A 19,859-nucleotide genomic window follows, 5' to 3' on the forward strand; every position below is an offset into this window, starting at 1 on the left:
CTCACCTTTTTTTTGGCCATCTTTTGCTGTGTGTTCCGAGCTGGCTTTGCTATGCTAGCCGCAAGATTTTTAGAGGTTGTTTGAGTCGTGATCCATAAGATAGTGCGCCGCCCCAAGGTAGATGACAGCCATCTACCCAATCATCTTTCTCCCATCTTAAAGCAAGTCTATGCCAGCCGAGGCTGCACCGTGGACGACTGCGAGTTGGCGCTGGCTAACCTGCTGCGCCCCGATACGCTAAAGGATGTGGGCAAAGCCGCGGCCATCATCGCCGACGCCATGGCCAAGCAGCAATCGATTTTGATCGTCGGCGACTTCGACGCCGATGGCGCCACCTCCACCAGTGTCTGCCTGCTCGCCCTGCGGATGATGGGGGCGACCAATGTGGATTACCTCATCCCCAACCGCTTCGATTACGGCTATGGCCTCAGCCCTGAGATAGTCCAGGTGGCCCGGCAGAAGGGGGCTGAGCTGCTGATCACCGTCGATAACGGCATCTCCTCCATCGAAGGGGTCGCCGCAGCCAAGGCGCTGGGAATGCAGGTGGTGATCACCGACCATCACCTGCCGGGCAACAGCGTGCCCGAGGCCGATGCGATAGTGAACCCTAACCAGCTGGGTTGCGGCTTCGCCAGCAAGGCGATCGCCGGGGTCGGGGTTGCCTTCTATCTGATGTCGGCCCTGCGGGCCGAGCTGAGAGGGCGTGGCTGGTATCAGGCGCAGGGCATACAGGAGCCCAATCTCGCCACCCTGCTGGATATCGTCGCTCTGGGCACAGTGGCGGACGTGGTGTCGCTGGATACCAACAACCGTATTTTGGTGGACGCTGGCCTCAAGCGGGTGCGCGCCGGGCGCTGCCGCCCGGGCATTACCGCGCTCTTGGAAGTGGCCAAGCGTAACACCTCTCGCATCGTGGCTTCTGATTTTGGCTTCGCGGTCGGCCCCAGGCTCAACGCCGCCGGGCGCCTGGACGAGATGGCCTTGGGGGTAGAGACCCTATTGTGTGACGACATGATGCGAGCGCGCCGCATGGCCAGCGAGCTGGACGGACTCAACGCCGAGCGGCGGGAGCTGGAGACCGGCATGCAGCAGGAGGCGCTAAAGAGCCTGGAGAGTCTGTCGCTTGATGAGGCCGAGCTGCCCTGGGGGATCGCCCTCTATCAGCAAGACTGGCATCAGGGGGTGATCGGCATCCTGGCGTCGCGCATTAAGGATAAGTACCACAGACCGGTGATTGCCTTCGCCGAAGCGGGCGAGGGGGAGATCAAGGGCTCGGCGCGATCCATTAAGGGCTTGCATATGCGCGACCTGCTTGAGCTGATCAATGCCCGTCATCCCGGGATGATCATCAAGTTCGGCGGTCACGCCATGGCGGCGGGTCTGTCCCTGCGCGCCGGTGAGTTCGAGCGTTTCGCCAGGGCCTATGATGAGGCGGTGCGCGAACTGCTCGCGCCGGAGCTGTTGACTGGCGAGATTGTCAGTGACGGCGAACTAAACCCGGCCCAGCTCAACATGGCGCTGGCCAGGGAGCTTCGCAGCGCAGGTCCCTGGGGGCAGAACTTCCCCGAGCCGATATTCGATGGCGTGTTTCGCATCCTGCAGCAGCGGATCGTCGGCGAGCGTCACCTCAAACTCGTGCTTGAGAGCGAGTGCGGCCAGACCATGGTAGATGCCATCGCCTTCAACGTGGATCTCACTACCTGGCCCGATGCCACCATCCAATACGCAGAGGTCGCCTACAAGCTGGATATCAACGAGTTTCGCGGCAACGAGAGCCTACAGTTGATGGTGGAGCAGATCGAGCCTAAGTAGCCTAGGCTTCAAGGTTTGTGTTTGGCCCTGATTTCGAGGGCCAAAATCGTGTTTACATCATTATTTACCGCGTCTTCGATTTAACTTCATTGCTGGCTCAATTGCCTTGTTTACTCATGACAAACAGGGCGATGCCACCGAGTACGGCAATGGAGGCAAGCAGGAGTCTGCTTGTCATCGATTCACCTAGCCAGATGAAGCCGCCAAAGGCTGCAATTACAGGCACGCTGAGCTGCACGGTCGCGGCGGTTACCGCAGAAAGCGAAGGCAGCACGAAATACCACAGGGCATAGCCCAGCCCCGAGGCGAGGGCGCCAGAGGCCACGGCGTAGCCAATCCCGGTGGCGCTGATCGTCTCGGAATTAGCGAGCAGGGCAAAAGGCACCAGGGCCATGGGCACCGCGCGAATAAAATTACCCGCCGTGGCTAAGGTTGGGCGCTCTGTGCCGCGACCTAGCAGGGAGTAGATGCCCCAGGAAACCCCAGCGATTATCATCAGCACGGCGCCTATTAGAGGCGGAGCGCTTACGCCCGGTAGCACTAACCATACCAGTCCGCCTCCGGCCAGCATGGCGCCTACCATCTGTTTTCGATTGATCCGCTCGCCTGACCACAAACCGTAGAGGATCATGGTGATCTGCACCGCACCGAACAGCAACAAGGCGCCTGTCCCTGCGCTTAGGCTGTTGTAGGCAAAGGAGAATGCAATCGCGTAGCCAAATAGCGCCGATGCCGATAGCCAGCTGCCGCCAAGGTCACCGGTGCGAACCTGGGGCAATGCGAGTAGCCCAAGCACCAGAGCACCGGAGGCGATACGTATCAGGGTGAAACTGGCCGCGCCGATACTGCCCGATGCCAGGGCCTCCCTGCAAAACAGCGAATTAGCCGCGAATGCCAGCATGGTGACCGAGGTGAGTAACAGCAGGCGTAGCCAGGATGGTTTGGGCATGGTTTATCTTCTGCGTTGAATCTCTTAGTGATATTAGTTTCAGTGTATCGTGGGATTGGTTGTTTGCCACAGTGTTGAGGGTTAATGGTTTGGCATTCAGCGGTATGTGAGTTTATAGGGGGAATTGAAGGTCGTACCTTCATTGCTACCTAACGCCTGCCCGGCGGGTGCTGTACATGGAAGTACGAATGTCGTGATCACAGGGATGTGAGAGAACGACGTATGTGCAGATACACCCGTGACACGCTGTTCGCCATCCCTGGCCGCTCTGCGGTTTCATCCCTGAAACCGAAGGTCACAGGCGTATCTGCACTCGGTATCCATCGTCTCTTCGATTTGACTGCATTTGTTGCCGATAGATAGGAAAACTTAGTGCATCTTTGCCGCTTTGTTATCTATAGGTGGCAAACCGTGTGATTAAAAAGCTCTTAAATTCATGTGCTTAAGCTTAAGTTTGTTAGGCGGGAGGTTTGGAAAAGCACATGCGCATTTTTCTGGATGGTGTATTTGAAGTAAAGGTGATAACTTCGTTGCAATACAATTAGTTAACAATGCGCGTGTTCACGGTTCTAACGAGGTAAACGCACATGCGCACTAATAAGCTGTTAGGCATACTGGTATAGATATCTATGGATGAAAAAGTAATTGATTTGGTTAACCAGGAAGATGACCTTCAAATAGTTATGAGATGTCATCTTGTTATAGAGCACTATTTGGTAAGAATCATCGAATTGAAACTCCCAAAATCAGATGAGTTTTCAATAGATAGAATTAACTTTCGTCAGAAGGTTGAGTTAGCTATTGCGTTAGAAGGAATATTTAAGGAGCAAAAGGGGTTGCTACTTTATATTAATAAGTTGAGAAATAAGTATGCCCACGACATGGATAAGGAAATAACCGACATAGAGATTAAAGAAATGGAGTCGGCGATGACAGACGGCGAGAAAGAAAAATTAGCCGAAACTGGTTACTACAATAAATGCAAGGTCGGTAAACTTGGGGGGATTTTTCTCATGCTCTACGCATATTTAACAGCCGAGTATGAGCACCACCTTAAAAAAGCCCTGGGGGATCCCCTCATAATTCAGGTCTCCCAGCAGTGTGAACCAACTTGATGTATTCATGCATTGCCCAGTGTAAATGCTGCGCTGTTATTTGATAGTTTTCTCTTCGCCTTACCTCTTTCCCCAATCTGACAATCGACAGCACAGGCCGGTGCCGAATGGTGTTGGCTTGAAAGTGTTTTTGCCAGCCTAGATGTAAGGCAACGATACCAATTAGCCATAAGGCAATTTCAGCCAGCATAGCGATGAGCAGCAACACATCTAGCCGCTTCGGACAACGACTTTTGCAGTGCCTCAGCCCCATGCCGTATTGTGGACTCTTCAAGTCTCGAAAGGTCTCTTCAATCTGCATTCGCTTAGCGTAGAGCTTTGTGACTTGAACCGAGTTAAAGTGGTTAGGCGGTAAGTTGGTTGCCAATAACCACGGCTCTTTGCTGCTTCTTCCGTAGCTTGCTTGAGCGGTATGGTTTCTTCCAGCCTTTGAGGAACGACGGTCTTTACGACCTTTTTCTTTCGCTTTGTACAGGTGTAAATGACAGGGCAATGGGCTTTTCCTAGCGAGGTTAACACGGCCGATGTATTTGGCTTTGTTCGTTGCTGTTGGGTAAAGCGACTTATTGGAGTGCCATCGATATGTTCCAACATACTGATAACTGACGTCACCACGAACACGCCCTAACCAAAACCAGCCGTGACTGGCGACTTGAGCGAACCAAGTATTGCGATAGCCAGCATCGGTGACGATTAGTGGACAGCAGCCATTCGGAAGCACCTTTGCCAACTCAGTGAGAAAAACATTGTGGCTGCGAGGTGCGTTGTAATCTTTGAATTCAAAAGTACGCTCATAAAGGGTCACGCTGCGCCCTTGAACACTGATGGAGGCGCGCAATGTCATCAAACGGAGTTGCTCTCTCACATCGGCCCAATCGACAAGTACGATAGGCATTGGGTTAGCACCGCAAAGATGCATTGCATGCCATCGATATATCGTCAATCGGTCGTTATTGATGTGGTGATTACCGAGCAAGCGGTCAATGCGTTTGATACTGTGTTTAGGCGCCACATTGCCAGAGATATTACGGCCTAGCTGGGTCAAAGATAGTTGATCACCATCTAGTAATGATTTAGTGGCAACCATAAGAGAATTAAGACGTTTTTTGTGGATGGAAGAGCATTGATTGCTAAGAGAGTCATGTAGTATTGTAATGTCGCGCATGGTGTTGTTCTAGTTTGTTTTTGGCGAAATTGATTAGATCAAACAGCACCATGCGTGTCTACTAATTGATTGTACAAGGAATTATCTGGGGATTCCCTAGAAAAAAGCCTAACATGGCCTTAAAGCCGGACACAAAACTGTTGGCTGCTTCCGCTTCGTTTCAAACCAGCAGCAAATGCGGACGTTAGGTTTCAAGGAGTATTGAGTGGATACAAATCAAGGGAGAGTATATTTTGCTTTAGATGGTGATAATTTTGATCCTGATGAAGTGACCAAATTTATTGGAATAGAACCAACCTCAATAATGAGGAAGGGTAGCAAAGCAGGCGGTAAACTACCGAAAAAAAGTTCTTGGACTGTTTCTACTGAAAACGTTGTTAACGAGTATATTGATGTTTTTGATATGGCCACTGAAATCATCAATGTACTTAAACCTAAAAAAGATTTGATTATTCAGGCGATTGCGAAGTTTAAAGTAAAGCCACGATTAGAGGTTGTTCTTTGGTTTTCTGTTAACGAAGAACACTCAACGCCTGCGATTGGCTTTGAAACAGAAACGGTATCTTTTTTAGGTGAAATTGGTGCATTCATAGACATAGATACGTACAAACATTAAAAGGTAACAAGAGGCTCCACCGGACACATTTTGGTGTGTAGTGGCCAATTAAAACTGATGACTTTATCTAACATACATGAATCTGCCAGATAAAATGGACTTAGTCGCACTGAAGGTCAGGCCCTATAGAGGCCGGCTGTTGATTGGTTTACTGGCAAGCCTAGTACCGATATTAAAGTTTATGGTTATCCCTCTGATCAATGGAATCGAACCTAGTGAAAAGGAAATTAAGTTTGTTTTTCTTAGTGGATTGGTCTTGTTCTGGTGTTTTGGGTTGTTGTTATTAAGCTTTGACTTTGGAGATAAGAAGAGAAGTAGGTTTTTTCCTACATTTAGTGCTTTAGGTCGCTGGTATGGGGCAATTTTTATCTTTGTATGGCTTGGTATTCTTACTTGCTTAAGCATTATTATACCGGTGGTGTTGATTGTAAGTTAGCTCTGCCATTAACTAGAGCTTTTGTTGTCCATAGACATTTTAATTTTGAATCCGTGAGTTAAAGCCAATTATCTCACAAGCTTGTATCCAGAAATTTTCCATTAAGGTCAAATCGAAGAGACGGATAACTGGGTGTAAACACGCTTTTGGCCTTCGAAATCAGGGATGATTTCGCAGAGCATCCAAGGATGGACTTGCTGCGTGCCAAAAGCGTGTTTGCACAGTAGGTCGTTCATTCACATCCATGTGATCACGACATTGGTGCCTCCATGCACTGCACCTGCCGCAGGCAATTGATACACCATGCTGTCTTGGTTAAAGGATGCCTTTCAAATACGAAATCGGGTAGATGTTCTAAAAGGAAACTTTAAGAAAGCGTTATTAGGCTGGCCGTTAACCAGCCTAGGTTAGAGTAACCAGCCTGGGTCAGAGGGACTAGCCTAGTACCTCGGTCAACACCCGCTGCCAATTCCCACCCATGATTTTGCTGCGATCGCCGCTGCTGAATCCGGCGCGGGACAGGGCGGTGTCGATTCGCTCCATACGCTCGATATGGTTAAGCTCTGGGATCACCACGTGCTGAGGTTCCTGGTCGAAGCCGAGTACGCCTCGGGCACGCAGGCTGTGCCACCACTGGACATATTGTTTCACCCCTTCGGCGTTGTCGTTGTTGAGTTCTAATAGCTTCTTGTGGCCCCGCAGCGGGTAGTCGTTGGCAATCGCTACGGCGTCTATGCCGCCGACATTGGCCACGTGCTTGAGCTGGGCCAGGTAGTGGTCTGTGGTGGGCGAGTGCTCAGTGGTCAGCCAGAAGGTCATCATGAAGACGCCGAACAGGCCGCCGGTGTCGGCGATCGCCTTGATCACCTCATCGGGTGAGCAGCGGGCGTGATTGACGATGGCCCGCACGGCGCCGTGGCTCTGCACTATTGGCGCGCGGCTGGCCTTGGCGCAGTCCAGTGCCGATTGGGGGCTGGAGTGGCTGACATCGATCAGCATCTGCTTGCCGTTGAGCTTGTCGATCAGCTGATGACCGGCCTTTGTCAGCGGCAGGTCGAGTCCCTGCTTGCCGTCGTTGTCCAGGGCGCCGCCGCTGAATAGGTTGCCATAGTGATGGGTGAGTTGCAGCACCCTAAGGCCGCGCTCATAAAACTCATCCACCTGATTGAGGTCTTGATTTATGCTCTGCTCGACGCAGTCTGCTCCCTGGATCTGGAAGAAGACGGCGGTGCGGCCGCTGTCATGGGCGGTCGTTATATCCTTGGCGCTGCGCCCCAGTATCAGCTTGTCTGGGTTAGCGTTCACCCTAGCCAGGGCCTCGCTTATGCTATTGACGCAGGCATTGTAGGTGCGTTTGTAGTTGGTGGTGCCGTCGGCCTGTTCTATGGCCTCGATGGCGGAGATATCACACAGGTAGGCGTCGAGTTTCGAGGCGTGCAGATCGGCTAAATCATCGGGCAGAAAAGAGAGGCCATCGATATAGAGGGGCTTCCCTGCGGTTTTTGCCCAGCCATTCAGGGGCGATAACTGAGTTAACAAGCCCGCTGCGGCCAAGGCTTTGAGTAGCTGACGTCGCTGAATTTCTACAGGCATGTTGCGCTCCCTTATGATGATCCCGGCAAACTAATATGAATTAAGTTGCTGATACTAACATCAAAAGAGTGAACCGTGGAGCGCTGGGTGACACTCATGGCCATCGTTGTGACCATGAGTGCCTGCCTGGGATTAGGCTAAGTGCGCGGCAATGGCCTTACCGACCGCGCCTGCGCTGGCGGGGTTTTGCCCCGTGATAAGCCTGTCATCCTCGATGACAAAAGCGTTCCAGGGTTGCACCTTGTTATAGCGCTTGGCACTGCGGGTGAGGGCTTCTTCGAGCAGGAAGGGGATTTTATCGATAGTCCCGTAGTCGACCTCTTCTTCGCGGGTAAAGCCGGTGACAGACTTATCGGCAATGAGTTTTTGCCCTGTGCTCAAGGTGATGGGGAGCAGGCCGGCAGGCCCATGACAGACTGCGCCTATGATGCCGCCATTTTCGTAGTGCGCCGCACTGAGACGAGCAACCTCTTGGTTGTGGGCTAAATCCGACAATAGACCAAACCCGCCGGGGTAGTAGATGGCGCTGTATTCTTGGATGTCGATCTGTGAGGCTGGAATGGTGTTGTTGACTCGGCTGATGAAAGCGGCGTCTTGCAGCATAGAGGCGTTAATCTCATCGCCTTCGATATCTGTGCCATACAGTGGTGCCTTGCCGCCGTTAATTGAAACCAGGTCATAATCCAAACCTGCGGCTAACAGCTCATGTAGGGCGTGGGTGAGTTCAGGGGCGAAGGTGCCGTTGGCCTCATCGGTATCGCCTAGGGTCGCGTGGTTTGTCAAATAGATAAGTACTTTTTTCATGATGCAATGTCTCTGTTACTGAAAGTGGACTCATTGTAATTCTTCCCTTGTGTGGCGATAATCCTGATTAATGGTAAATTAATATTGTTATATAGCAATAATGGTGATTCATGGACAGCTTTGAGGGTATTGTCGAATTTATAGCGGTTGCCGAGTCTAACGGTTTTTCTGCGGCGGCTCGTCAACTGGGACTTTCTACCAGTCATGTCAGTCGTCAGGTGGCAAGACTCGAGGCGCGTTTGGGCTGCGCCCTGTTTGCGCGTACTACGCGCAGTGTCAGTCTGACTCAGGCCGGGCAGGGCTATTATCGTCAGTGTCAGAATCTATTGGTGGGACTTAGGCAAGCGAATGAGGAGGTGACCCAGCAGCAGTTGCAGCTAAGCGGCACGCTGAGAGTCAGTGCCGCAGGTGCCTTTGCTGAGCAGTATATTGCGCCGGTATTGATTGACTTTGCAAGGCAGCATCCAGCGTTGACGATAGAGATGGACTTCAATAGTCGTATGGTCAATTTTGTCGAAGACGGTATCGATTTCGCCATTCGCTTTGGGGCGCTTAAAGATTCGGGGCTGGTGGCGCGTAAGCTGGCTAATCGAGACATGATGGCCGTGGCCAGTCCTCAGTATCTGGCTGAGTTTGGTATTCCCAAGACGCCGCAGGATCTCAGACTGCATAGCTGCATCATCTCGAACAATGATCACTGGCTGTTCCAGCAAGGGGATGGCGAGCTGAGCATTAAGGTCGAGGGACGTTGGCGCAGTAATAATGTGCCTGCCGTGATTGCGGCGGCGGAGCAACATCTGGGTATCGCCTACCTGCCCAAGAGTAGCTTTATTGTGCCGCTAGCCAAGGGCAGTCTGGTACCTGTATTGTCCTCATACTGGAATCGGGGGATCACCAGCTGGATTGTCTATCAAAATCGTCGTTTCTTGCCGATGCGGGCGCGAATGGCTATAGACCATTTGTTAGCACACTTTGCCGATTGGCAGGAGTGATTCACCGCACCGCCATCGCATTCCAAAAGAGGGCGAAGCTGGCACTGCGTTCATGGGCTTGCTGCCAGCGCTCCGGGTGGTCCACAAAGTAGCGGGTGGCGGCCAGGTATTGGCCGTGGCAGTTGTCCTGCATCAGCTCAATAGGATACTCGGCCAGCTCGCCGCTAGTCTGGCCCTGGCGGATTAATTCGGCGATGAAACCTAAGATGCCGTGCATCGCCTGATCCCGCACCGACTGCTCGAGGTTGGGGGACATGGAGTAGAGCTGAAAAAACGCCTGCTTGAGTGGATTGGCCATGGCCCAGTTTAGCGCCGCAAACCACAGCTGTTCGGCATCTTGTTTGAGGCTGCCACGGCTGCTGGCACTTGCTTGTATGGCGTCGGCAAACTCCTGCTTAACGCCGAGAAACAGCTGCTCGAGCAGCTGCTCCTTGGAGGGGAAATGGTGAAACAGGGTACCTGTGGCGACCCCTGCCTCGCGGGCGATGGTGGCCGTGCTGGTGCCATGAAAGCCCTGACTGACGAACAACCCTAGGGCGGTCTCTAAGATGGCCTGTTTCTTGGTGCGTTTGCTGCTTGCTGTCATCTGCATCTATCCGTTAGCGTAAAAACAGCTTCATCAGCAGCTGCTGAATCGCCTTACCATAGGGAGGGTGCACCAGCTTGCCTGTGTTGAGCCTGCCACGGCTCAATATGGTCTTGGCGTGGCTCATGGTGAGGAAGCCTTCCTTGCCATGGTAGTGGCCCATGCCCGAGGGACCTATGCCACCGAAGGGGGCATCGTCCGCCGCCACATGGAATACGGTCTCGTTGATGCAGACGCCCCCCGAGTGAGTATGCTCCAGCAGTCGCTGCTGAGTGCCCGCGTCGAAGCTCATGATGTAGAGCGCCAGCGGACGAGGGCGGTCGTTCACATAGTCGATGGCCGACTCCAGGCTGTCATATTCGACGATGGGCAGGAGTGGGCCGAAGATCTCCTCCTGCATCACCTTCATCTGCTCGTTCACCCCGGTTATCAGTTGCACCGGCAGCTTACGGCTACCGGGCGCCATGGTTTCAGTGCTAGTGGGGGTCACCTTGGCGCCCAGGTCGATGGCGTCTTGCAGCACTGCCTGCAGGCGATCGAACTGACGCTGGTTGATGATGGCGCCGTAGTCGGGGTTTTGGCCTATCTCGCCGTACATCTGCTTGAATCTGTTGATGAAGGCCTGCACGAACGCCTGACTCTGTCCCTTGGGCAGCAGTACATAGTCGGGGGCGACACAGATCTGCCCGGCGTTGAGGCACTTACCGTAGATCATCCGCTCCACGGCGGTATCCAAAGGCATATCCGGCGCGATGATCACCGGCGACTTGCCCCCCAACTCCAGGGTGACTGGGGTGAGGTTGTCGGCGGCGGCGCGCATCACATGGCGGCCAACTGTGGTTGAGCCGGTAAACAGCAGATGGTCGAAGGGGAGCGCCGAGAAGGCGGCGGCAACCTCGGCCTCACCCTCGACGACTGCCACCTGGGTCTCATTGAACAGGCCGGCCAGCATCTGTTTGAGCACTTTGTTGGTCTCTGGGGTGAATTCAGACAACTTGATCATGGCGCGGTTGCCGGCGGCCAGGGCGGTGATCAAGGGACCTATGGAGAGCATCACGGGGAAGTTCCACGGCACTATTATGCCGACGACTCCCAGGGGCTGATACTGCACCTGCACCTTGGCGGGTGCCAGTAAGATGCCCGCGTGGCGACGGCTGGGCTTCATCCAGCCCTTGAGCTTCTTCAGTGTGTAGTTGATGTTGTTGACGCAGGGCATGATGTCTGAGATGCGGCTGTCGTCGCTAGATCTGTGGCCATAGTCGGCATTGAGGGCCTCGACGATCGCCTGCTGATGGCTCAGCAGCGCCTGTTTGAGGGCGATAAGCTGGGCCTCACGTTGCTGCCTCGAGGGCGCACCTTGTTCTCGGAAGCTGGTTTTCTGCCTCGCCAGCAGTTGTTTGAGGCCTTGGCCGACATCTAGGTTTGCGGGCATGTTCATGGTGCTTATCCTCTATTTGTTACTGACGTTAGTGGGCGAAATGTCCTTGTCTCTTCTTCCAAGTCAGATCAGGGGGCAGATGGCTAAAATTCAAAACCGACTGATTAGTCGGTCTAATAATAGGACGTGACAATGCTTAGGTCAAATAATGTGCGATGGCGATGAAAAGTGTGATCCAGATCAAATGTGAGGTATGACCGAAAACCTAAAATGAAATAGGCACTTTCAGTTGGGATTACAGGAGCTTGATATGAGCAAATACCTACATGGGATCGCCATAGGCATAGAGCGAAATCAGGACGATTTTTACCTTGCCTTTAAGGCCGTCGGCAAGTTGACCCACGAAGACTATGAGCAGATGACGCCTATGTTGGAGTCAGCCTTGGCGGGCATCAAGACACCCGAAATCGTGGCGCTTGTCGACATCACAGAGCTCGATGGGCTGTCGCTACATGCCGCCTGGGATGACCTTAAGCTGGGCATGAAGCACGGCAAGGAGTTTAAGCGGGTGGCCATCATAGGCCAGGGGGATCTACAGGAGTGGGCGACCCGGGTGGTTAACTGGTTTACCCCAGGGGAGTTTAAGTTCTTCGAAGATAAGCGTGACGCCCTGGACTGGCTGTATTGATTGTTAAGGGATGGAGTGGGCAGGGCTTGCTTGGCTATGGCTCAGAGTAGGGGGATGCCAAGGCCTAAGGCTTGCTGAGATAGCTGATGAAAAAGGCTTGTCACATAAGCGATTTCTGCTAAGCCCTTGTCACCTTTATCCGCTATGCTTAAATGGAGCGAATGCCGATAGAGCTAAGGAGTAACAGATGAGAAGAGGTCAAATTTTATGCCCGACAGATTTTTCTGAAACGGCTTCCCATGCCCTGTCTTACGCCATCGAGATGGCGAATCTGTATCAGGTGGGATTTCGCTTACTCCATGTGGTCGAGCAGCCAATGGGTGATGAGAATTTTCAGATCCTCGCCATCACGCCGGAGGAGCTGGCCCAGTCCATGGAAGATGCCGCCGCCGAGAAGATGAAGTCCTTGCTGGCAAAGCTCGATAGTAACCTGCCTATCGAAACCATGATACGTCGCGGTGATGCGGTGACCGAGATCTTAGCCGAGGCCGAAGAGAGTAATGTCGGCATGATAGTGATCGCCAGTCATGGCCGTAAAGGTCTGTCGCATTTTCTGCATAATAATGTGGCAGAGGCTGTGGCAAATCGCGCCAAGTGTCCTGTGCTTGTGGTGAAGTAGGCGGTTGGCGAAGGAACGCAGGTGGGCGGCAGAGCCTGCGTTGAAATAGCGCTGGTGGCGAGCCCGCTACCAGTGGCGCTGTCGGTCTGACCGTTTACAACAGAGGGAGACGAGCGCCCGATTTGAGGAGGTGGAATATGCGAACCCGTCAAATATTGTGCCCAACGGATTTTTCCGAGACGGCCTCTCACGCCTTAGGCTACGCCATCGAGATGGCGACCCTCTATGGTGTGGATCTGCGTATCGTTCATGTGGTCAGTGAACCATACGGCGCCCATAACTATGGGATAGTGGTGGAGAGTCAGGAGGAGCTGGAGCAGCACCTGCATGCTTATGCCAACGGCAAGCTGGGTGAGATCGTCAGGGATGCGCAGATCAAGATGCCACCCCATCTCAAGGTTCACAGCGAGGTGCGTACCGGGGGCGTGTTAGGTCAGATATTGCTTGATGCCGAAGAATATGATGTGGGCATGATAGTGATTGCTAGTCATGCACATACCGGGCTCACACACCTGCTGAACCCGAGCGTGGCCGAGGAGCTGGCCAATAAGGCCAAGTGCCCAGTGATGGTGGTGAAATAGCCTAGCCGCGGCAGGTGTCGCGATAGAGCTGGTCCGCCAGGGCGTGTAATACCTCTGGCGCCGGCTTAGTATGGGCAAAGGTTCTGAGCCCATAGACCCCCATGACGAAATAACGCGCCAGATGAGCGCCATCCCCCTGAAGTTCTCCCCTGTCGACGGCCCGCTCAAACTGGGTCGTGAGCGCCTGCTGCCAACTCTCTAGATGCGATTGTACCGCGTCCCTTATCATCTCATCCTGCTCCGCCACCTCATTGAGCGCCTTTGTCAGCAGGCAGGCCTTGGGGGTCTCCTTGCACTGGCATTCATCGACTATGCCGGTCAGATACTGTTTAAGCTGCTCGGGGAAGGGGAGCGCTGAGCCGAAACAGGCCGTTAGCTCGGCTTGTCTGTCTTGCCCATATTGTTCTATCACCGCCAGCAAGAGGCCGCGCTTGTTGTCGAAGGCGCAGTAGATGGAGCCTGGGTGTAACCCAGTGGCCTTGGTGAGATCTTGCATACTGGTCTTGGCGTAGCCCTTGTCGATAAAGGCATTCATGGCCTGTCTCAGTACCTGCTGGCGATCAAATTCGGCGTTGCGCATCTTACTCTTTGGCTGCTCGTCGGGACGATAAATGGGATTGTACTTAATTTTGAATGAACATTCAAAAAAGATCTTGAATCCTTTTTTGACTGGGAGTATCTTGAACGCTTATTCAAGAAAGAGAGCCGATTATGACAGCCGATCTGTTTCAGCCGTATGCGCTTAATGCCAGTATTACCCTCAACAACAAGATTCTGATGGCGCCGCTTACCCGCTGTCAGGCCGACGATGATCTGGTACCAACCCAGGCGATGGCCGACTATTATGCTCGCCGCGCCGATGCCGGGCTTATCATCTCAGAGGCGGTGATTATTCGCCCCGATGGTCAGGGTTACCCCAATACCCCGGGCCTGTTTACCCCTGAGCAGATCCAGGGCTGGTTGCGAGTGACCAGCGCCGTGCATGCCAAGGGCGGCAAGATCTTCGCCCAGCTGTGGCACACAGGCCGGGTGGCGCACTCGCACTTCTTCGGTGGCCAGACGGTAGCGCCGTCGGCGGTGAAGATTGAAGGCACGGTGCCGCGTCAGCGCGAACTGGCCTATGAGACCCCTAAGGCGTTGACCACAGATGAGATAGCACAGCTGGTGGCCGACTATTCCCAGGCGGCGGCCAATGCCATAGATGCCGGTTTCGATGGCGTCGAGATCCACGGCGCCAATGCCTACCTCATCGATCAGTTCCTGCATCATGACAGTAACCGCCGCGATGATGAGTTTGGTGGCACGCCGGAGAATATGGCACGCTTCCCGCTGGCCGTGGTGGACGCCATCGTTAAGCGTATCGGCCATGAGCGCACCGCACTGCGAGTGTCGCCGGGCGCCTATGTCAATATGCAGGGCGACAGCCGGGATCGCGCCGTGTTCGATTACTTCTTAACACAGCTTGAGTCTCGCAAGTTGGCCTACCTGCATGTGGGGATCTTCGATGATGCTCTGACATTCGACTATCTCGGCGGACGCGTGTCGGACTATGTGCGTGGCCATTACAGCCAGACCTTAGTGGGTGTCGGAAGTTACAGTGCCGAGACGGGGGCCCAGGCCATCGCCGATGGCCGCTTCGACCTGCTGGCGATTGGTCGCCCCTTCATCGCTAATCCAGACTATGTGGTCAGGGTGCGCGACAGACAGCCGCTGGTGACTTACTCGGATGAGATGCTGGCCGAGCTGGTTTGATAAAGATACTCGCTTTTAGCATTGGCTTTTAAGCCTTTGCTTAGGATGAGACACATAAGAAAGGGCATATCGCGTCGGCGACATGCCCTTTTTAATGCCTGTTAGCTGGTGGCTTGGTTTGCTTTCAGCTCAAGCTTAAAGCTTCCAGGTAATGGTGGCGCTGTAGTTCGCCGGCGCGCCATAGAAGGCCTGGGCCCAATAGAGACTGTTGAGGTATTTCTCGTCGGTCACATTGTTGGCGTTGAGGCTCAACTGCAAGTTTTCAGTAAACTGATAGCGCGCCATGAGATCGACGATGGCGTAGGCATCCTGGCGGGTGATGATCGCCTCGCCCGCATTGGCAAAGCCGTCGCCGACCACACCTTGATCGCGGTAGATATCATCCTGCCAGCGCATGTTCATCCCCACCGAGAGGCCCTCGATGGCGGCCACATCATAGGTGGCGGCAAACTTCAGCAGGCGACTCGGCGTGTAGGAGGCGACTACCTTGGCGTTGTCGTCATTGCCATCTATGTCGAAGTCGGTGAAGCCCAGGCTCAGGTTGAGGCCATCGAACACCTCTCCGGCGATTTCTAACTCATAGCCCTTGCTGTTGATGCCATCGGCACCTATGTAGCGTTGATCGCTTGGTGGCAGATCGGCAGTGCGGGGATCCGGCACCGCCAGGTTGACCTGCTGGACGTCGAAATAGGCCAGGCTGGCGATCAGGCGGCCGTCGAACAGCTCGCTCTTAAGGCCTATCTCCTTGCTCTCTCCTGTCACTGGGGCCAGCAGGTTGTCATCGATATCCTTCTCGATTTGCGACTTGAAGGTCTCGGTATAGCTGGCGTAGGCCACGAGTTCTGGGGTGATGCGATAGACGGCGCCCAGGTAGGGAATGAACTGGCTGTCTTCTACATCTTGCACCTTGGCATAGGAGATCCCTTCGGCCTGCCACTTGTTGAAGCGGCCACCGGCGATGAAGTGGAAACCGTCGAACAGGTTAAAGCGACCGGTGAAGTAGGCGGCCTGTTGCTTGGCGCTGACGTCGCTGCCTTTGGGTTTGTCGGCAAACACAGGCTTAGGCGTGTTGCCATCCCAGTCGTTGAGATCCGGCATGGCTGGGAAGCCGTTGCCCGTGGTGTAGTCGTATAGTGAGCTGTCGATATAGTCCACCTCGGCATAGTTTACCCCGGCCACCAGTTGATGTTCGCGGCCAAACAGACTGATCTCCCCGTCGACATAGATATCCACCAGATCATGGCTCTCGTCCAAGTCATATTCGCTGCCATAGCCGGTGAGGCCCAGGCCGGTTTCTCTGTCTGGGGTACCGTAGACGTAGAAGAGCTCAGTGTCTTCGTCTGTGCTCTTGTGGGAGTAGGTGGCACGCAGGCGCCAGTCATCACTGAAGTAGTGGCTCAGCTCCACGACGGTATTGTGCTTGATCACCTGCCAGTTAGACCAGTTGGCCGAGGTGTTGGTGGATCTGTCGTAGTTTGTCGGACTGCCATCTGTGTAGTAGAGCGGCAGGGCGCCCCAGTTGTTGCCGGTGGCATCGTTGTTGATGTAACTGTGGCTGACCGACAGGCTGGTGTCGTCGCTCAGGTTGGCCTCGATGAAGGCATAGAGCACGCTCTTGTCTGTCTCATAGCGGTCGAGATAAGAGTCTTTCTGCTGTTTCACCGCTACCACACGGGCGGCGAAGGTGTCGTTGAGACGGCCGCTGGCATCGGCCTCGACTCTGGCGTTGTTAAAGCTGCCGTAACTTGCCTGAAGCTTGAGTTGATTATCTGCCGTGGGGCGCTTACGAATGAAGTTGACCGTGGCCGAAGGGTTACCCACACCCGTCATCAGGCCGTTGGCACCGCGGATCACCTCGATACGATCATAGATGGCGGTATCTTCGTCGGCGTGGTTGTTGCCCGAGGTCAGTGGCAGGCCGACCCCATCGATCTGGAAGTTGGTGATGTCGAAGCCGCGGGCGGTGTAGTAGGTGCGGTCTGTCTCGATGCGCTCGACATTGATGCCCGTGGCGCTGTCCAGGGCGCTATTGATGTCGTTGAGCTGGAAGTCGTCCAGTTGAGCATCTGTGATCACAGATACCGACTGAGGAATATCTATGATGGCAAGGTCCAGGCGCGAGGCGCCCCCGACCGAGTGGGCGTTATAGCCTTGCACATAGCGGCCGCGAACCTCGATCTTCTCGATCTCTTGGTCACCCTGTTGGCTGTCATTATCAAGTTGAGCAGTTTGAGTCTCTGCGTGGCCTGGCACAGTCGCCATGCTCAGGGCGCAGAATATTGCGAGGGAAATAGGCTTAAGTTTCATGATCTGTCGTCATCTTAGCAATAGAGGAATAGTGGGGCGGAGCAAGGGCCGTAGGGACTTGGCACGCCAACCAAATTTACGCAACAAATGATATACAAAAAAAGCAGGACTTTAAATGGGAATGGTTATCATTTACTTTTGTGTCAAATGTAAAGAAATAAGGCTCAGTTTTCAGGCTTGGTGGCCGCTTTCGCCTTTGCATTAGCAAGTTTGGCGGCTTTTCCTATACTCAGTGGTGTGAACTGGATCAGATTTTTAAGGTGAGGCACCCATGAGAAAAAGCATAACACTCCTATCTGGCTTGCTGCTGATGTCGGCAAGTGCCCTGGTCTTCGCAGGTCAGGCGCTGGCCGGTCAAGAGCAGGCTAAGACGAGTTCGACTCCGGCCTTCGACCATGCCAACGGTAACGCCGCATTCTTGCGCTGCGGTACCCGTACCCCCTCGGATCTCGAGGTGCGCATGCTAAACGAACACCTCAAGGCCCTGAAGAAGCCTGATGGTGTGGGTAACGGCAATGGCAATGGCAACGGCAACGGCAACGGCGGTGGTGGCGATGGCGGCACAGGCGGTGACTATTCGGCCGTGGGGTATAATATTCCCGTCTATGTCCATCTCATTCTAAGTAGCAGCGGCGACGGCGATGTGTCTGGCCTGGTTGCGGATCAGATGAGTGTACTGAACAACGCCTTCTCTGGCGCCGATGGCGGTGGTGGTTTCGATACCAAGTTCAGCTTCACCTTGATGGGGACAACAAAAACAGAAAACGATGCCTGGTATACCGCAGGGCCAGGTAGTACGGCCGAGAAGGCGATGAAACAAACCCTTCGCATGGGCGGCGCCGACACGCTTAATATCTATGTCTCTAATCCAGGCGGCGGCCTGCTCGGCTGGGCGACCTTCCCCACAGATTATGCCAGTAACCCTAGCGATGATGGCGTGGTGATCCTCAATCAGTCACTGCCCGGCGGCACTGCCTCGCCGTACAACGAAGGCGATACCGCCACCCATGAGGTTGGTCACTGGCTGGGCCTGTATCACACCTTCCAGGGGGGCTGTAGTCTTGGCGACCAGGTAGCCGATACCGCGGCAGAGCGTTCGGCGGCCTATGGCTGCCCAACGGGACGCGATACCTGCAAACGGGATGGCGGTGAGGATCCCATCTACAACTTCATGGATTACACAGACGACAACTGCATGTTTGAGTTTACTCCGGGCCAGTCGGAACGCGCCGATATCTTAAGCGGTGCCTATCGCTGGCCAAGCAACTAGCCTCATGGGCAATTCACTGCTGAAAGCTGGCCTATGGTGTTTCGCCATAGGCCTTGGTTTGTGGGGAAGTCCTTGCCTGGCGGAGCGACTGCGTGCCCCAGACTTTGTACCCTGTGGCCGTGACCAGCTGACGTCTTGGCAGGGGGAGGTATTTAATTATCACAGGAGCGAGACTCAGTTAGCCTTTGGCGTTCGCACCGTCGATGGCACCCTGGAGCACCTGGATATCGCCTATACACTCGAACAGATGCGGCTCAATGGCGGACTGTTTACCCTGCCTGACTGGAAACGGCTCGAGCTGTCTCCTGGGATGCTTAAGCCCTCGGTGCAAGTGAGGGTGTGGCGCTGCGATAACGCCGGCGCCATCAGCTTCATGATCGACTGGCTCGAGTGACCCTAGCTTTCCTGCCCCGATTTAATCGCTGAGCATGGCGGCGACACTGCCGCAAAGCGTCATCAGAAACAGAAACCACTTCAATACCTTGGGGCTGACCTTGATGGCCAGCTTGACTGCCAGGTGGGCGCCCACCATGGTGCCTGCGGCCAGGATAAGCCCGGGAACCCAGAGGATGAGATCTTCCTTGATGAAGACCAGCAGGGAGGCCAGGGTGAAAAATAAGGTACAGAACACCTTTAGGGCGTTGGCCCTGACCAGATCATACCTCAGGCTGCCCGCTAGGGCTGCCAGCAAGACGAAGCCCACCCCCGCCTGCACGAAGCCGCCGTAGATCCCGGCCAGGGTCAGCCAGAACCAGGACTTGGGGGTGTCTTTGACCCGGTTGACCGGGGTGCCCAGCTCGGGGGCTATGATGGCGGGGCGCACTAAGATGATGAGCGCCATCAGCAGCATGGTGCCCAGTAGCAGGGGCTTGATCAGCGTGCTGGGGGCGTAGGCGGCTAATGCCGCACCTATGAATCCGCCGAGTATGGTTGGCAGCAGAATCGGCCCCTTGTCATCAGTATCTAGCTTGCCATGTTTGTGAAAGCCAATCATGGCGGTGATCGATTGCACCGTGACGCCGACCCGGTTGGTGGCGTTGGCGACCTCGGCGGGCAGGCCCATCACCATGAGAGCCGGCAGGGTAAGGTTAGAGCCGCCGCCGGCCAGGGTATTGATGATACCAGCCAGAAAGCCGGTGACGACCAGAAGCAGGCCGTGGGTGAGGGTGATCTCCATGGGTACTCCTTACGCCCTA

At 54.4% G+C, this 19,859-nt stretch carries 20 protein-coding genes; 11 read left to right on the forward strand and 9 right to left on the reverse strand.

Annotated features, from left to right (window positions below; all coding sequences use genetic code 11):
• Window positions 1-87 precede the first annotated feature (87 nt).
• On the forward strand, window positions 88-1,812 hold the full coding sequence (recJ, locus tag GNT65_RS14245) for a single-stranded-DNA-specific exonuclease RecJ (RefSeq protein WP_160797317.1): 1,725 nt from the start codon (window positions 88-90) through the stop codon (window positions 1,810-1,812).
• A gap of 97 nt (window positions 1,813-1,909) precedes the next feature.
• Here recJ and GNT65_RS14250 read toward each other — a convergent pair whose 3' ends face one another.
• Window positions 1,910-2,761, reverse strand: coding sequence for a DMT family transporter (locus GNT65_RS14250; RefSeq protein ID WP_160797319.1), 852 nt, complete (start codon window positions 2,759-2,761; stop codon window positions 1,910-1,912).
• 629 nt (window positions 2,762-3,390) lie between these two features.
• On the opposite strand from GNT65_RS14250, the gene GNT65_RS14255 reads away from it, so the two are divergent.
• A complete protein-coding gene (locus tag GNT65_RS14255) occupies window positions 3,391-3,876 on the forward strand; it encodes a hypothetical protein (protein WP_160797321.1) in 486 nt (161 codons plus the stop codon).
• On the opposite strand, the gene GNT65_RS14260 is transcribed toward GNT65_RS14255, so the two are convergent.
• The gene (locus tag GNT65_RS14260; protein WP_160797323.1) at window positions 3,839-5,041 is read right to left on the reverse strand and encodes an IS4 family transposase; all 1,203 of its coding nucleotides are present in this window, start codon (window positions 5,039-5,041) and stop codon (window positions 3,839-3,841) included. The two genes, GNT65_RS14255 and GNT65_RS14260, sit on opposite strands and share 38 nt — an antisense overlap.
• Window positions 5,042-5,246: 205 nt before the next feature.
• On the opposite strand from GNT65_RS14260, the gene GNT65_RS14265 reads away from it, so the two are divergent.
• Together GNT65_RS14265 and GNT65_RS14270 are read left to right on the forward strand one after the other, a co-directional pair.
• On the forward strand, window positions 5,247-5,657 hold the full coding sequence (locus GNT65_RS14265) for a DUF4279 domain-containing protein (RefSeq protein WP_160797325.1): 411 nt from the start codon (window positions 5,247-5,249) through the stop codon (window positions 5,655-5,657).
• 139 nt (window positions 5,658-5,796) lie between these two features.
• Window positions 5,797-6,093 carry a hypothetical protein gene (locus GNT65_RS14270; RefSeq protein WP_160797327.1) on the forward strand — a complete coding sequence of 99 codons (297 nt, stop codon included), beginning with the start codon at window positions 5,797-5,799 and terminating at the stop codon, window positions 6,091-6,093.
• 435 nt (window positions 6,094-6,528) lie between these two features.
• Here the strand turns inward: GNT65_RS14270 and GNT65_RS14275 are convergent, their stop codons facing one another.
• A complete protein-coding gene (locus GNT65_RS14275) occupies window positions 6,529-7,686 on the reverse strand; it encodes a membrane dipeptidase (protein WP_160797328.1) in 1,158 nt (385 codons plus the stop codon).
• Between the two features lie 132 nt (window positions 7,687-7,818).
• A complete protein-coding gene (locus GNT65_RS14280) occupies window positions 7,819-8,490 on the reverse strand; it encodes a type 1 glutamine amidotransferase domain-containing protein (protein ID WP_160797330.1) in 672 nt (223 codons plus the stop codon).
• Window positions 8,491-8,600: 110 nt separating this feature from the next.
• Between GNT65_RS14280 and GNT65_RS14285 the strand changes: the two genes are divergently transcribed.
• Complete coding sequence (locus GNT65_RS14285) at window positions 8,601-9,482, forward strand: LysR family transcriptional regulator (RefSeq protein ID WP_041508553.1); 882 nt, start codon at window positions 8,601-8,603, stop codon at window positions 9,480-9,482.
• 1 nt (window position 9,483) lies between these two features.
• Here GNT65_RS14285 and GNT65_RS14290 read toward each other — a convergent pair whose 3' ends face one another.
• Complete coding sequence (locus GNT65_RS14290) at window positions 9,484-10,068, reverse strand: TetR/AcrR family transcriptional regulator (protein ID WP_160797332.1); 585 nt, start codon at window positions 10,066-10,068, stop codon at window positions 9,484-9,486.
• A gap of 13 nt (window positions 10,069-10,081) precedes the next feature.
• A complete protein-coding gene (locus GNT65_RS14295) occupies window positions 10,082-11,506 on the reverse strand; it encodes a coniferyl aldehyde dehydrogenase (RefSeq protein WP_160797334.1) in 1,425 nt (474 codons plus the stop codon).
• Between the two features lie 250 nt (window positions 11,507-11,756).
• Between GNT65_RS14295 and GNT65_RS14300 the strand changes: the two genes are divergently transcribed.
• The 3 genes from GNT65_RS14300 (at window position 11,757) to GNT65_RS14310 (ending at window position 13,334) form a co-directional block, all read left to right on the forward strand.
• Complete coding sequence (locus GNT65_RS14300) at window positions 11,757-12,134, forward strand: SpoIIAA family protein (protein WP_160797336.1); 378 nt, start codon at window positions 11,757-11,759, stop codon at window positions 12,132-12,134.
• A gap of 187 nt (window positions 12,135-12,321) precedes the next feature.
• Entirely contained in the window at window positions 12,322-12,753 is a 432-nt protein-coding gene (locus GNT65_RS14305; protein WP_160797338.1) for a universal stress protein, read from the forward strand.
• 137 nt (window positions 12,754-12,890) lie between these two features.
• Window positions 12,891-13,334: a universal stress protein gene (locus GNT65_RS14310; RefSeq protein ID WP_160797340.1), complete on the forward strand. Its 444-nt coding sequence runs from the start codon at window positions 12,891-12,893 to the stop codon at window positions 13,332-13,334.
• 1 nt (window position 13,335) lies between these two features.
• Here GNT65_RS14310 and GNT65_RS14315 read toward each other — a convergent pair whose 3' ends face one another.
• Window positions 13,336-13,914: a TetR/AcrR family transcriptional regulator gene (locus tag GNT65_RS14315; RefSeq protein WP_160797342.1), complete on the reverse strand. Its 579-nt coding sequence runs from the start codon at window positions 13,912-13,914 to the stop codon at window positions 13,336-13,338.
• Between the two features lie 131 nt (window positions 13,915-14,045).
• Here GNT65_RS14315 and GNT65_RS14320 point away from each other — a divergent pair, with 131 nt between their 5' ends.
• Complete coding sequence (locus tag GNT65_RS14320) at window positions 14,046-15,086, forward strand: alkene reductase (RefSeq protein WP_160797344.1); 1,041 nt, start codon at window positions 14,046-14,048, stop codon at window positions 15,084-15,086.
• A gap of 135 nt (window positions 15,087-15,221) precedes the next feature.
• Here GNT65_RS14320 and GNT65_RS14325 read toward each other — a convergent pair whose 3' ends face one another.
• Window positions 15,222-17,393 (reverse strand): TonB-dependent siderophore receptor, encoded by a 2,172-nt coding sequence (locus tag GNT65_RS14325; protein ID WP_160797345.1) that lies wholly within the window; start codon window positions 17,391-17,393, stop codon window positions 15,222-15,224.
• A 271-nt stretch (window positions 17,394-17,664) separates the two neighbouring features.
• On the opposite strand from GNT65_RS14325, the gene GNT65_RS14330 reads away from it, so the two are divergent.
• Both GNT65_RS14330 and GNT65_RS14335 read left to right on the forward strand, forming a co-directional pair.
• A complete protein-coding gene (locus GNT65_RS14330) occupies window positions 17,665-18,663 on the forward strand; it encodes a zinc metalloprotease (protein WP_160797347.1) in 999 nt (332 codons plus the stop codon).
• A gap of 4 nt (window positions 18,664-18,667) precedes the next feature.
• Window positions 18,668-19,057, forward strand: coding sequence for a hypothetical protein (locus GNT65_RS14335; protein ID WP_160797349.1), 390 nt, complete (start codon window positions 18,668-18,670; stop codon window positions 19,055-19,057).
• A 21-nt stretch (window positions 19,058-19,078) separates the two neighbouring features.
• Here GNT65_RS14335 and GNT65_RS14340 read toward each other — a convergent pair whose 3' ends face one another.
• Window positions 19,079-19,840: a sulfite exporter TauE/SafE family protein gene (locus GNT65_RS14340; protein WP_160797351.1), complete on the reverse strand. Its 762-nt coding sequence runs from the start codon at window positions 19,838-19,840 to the stop codon at window positions 19,079-19,081.
• Window positions 19,841-19,859: the final 19 nt, after the last annotated feature.

It is taken from the genome of Shewanella insulae, assembly GCF_009831655.1.
GTDB classification, from domain to species: Bacteria; Pseudomonadota; Gammaproteobacteria; order Enterobacterales; family Shewanellaceae; genus Shewanella; species Shewanella insulae.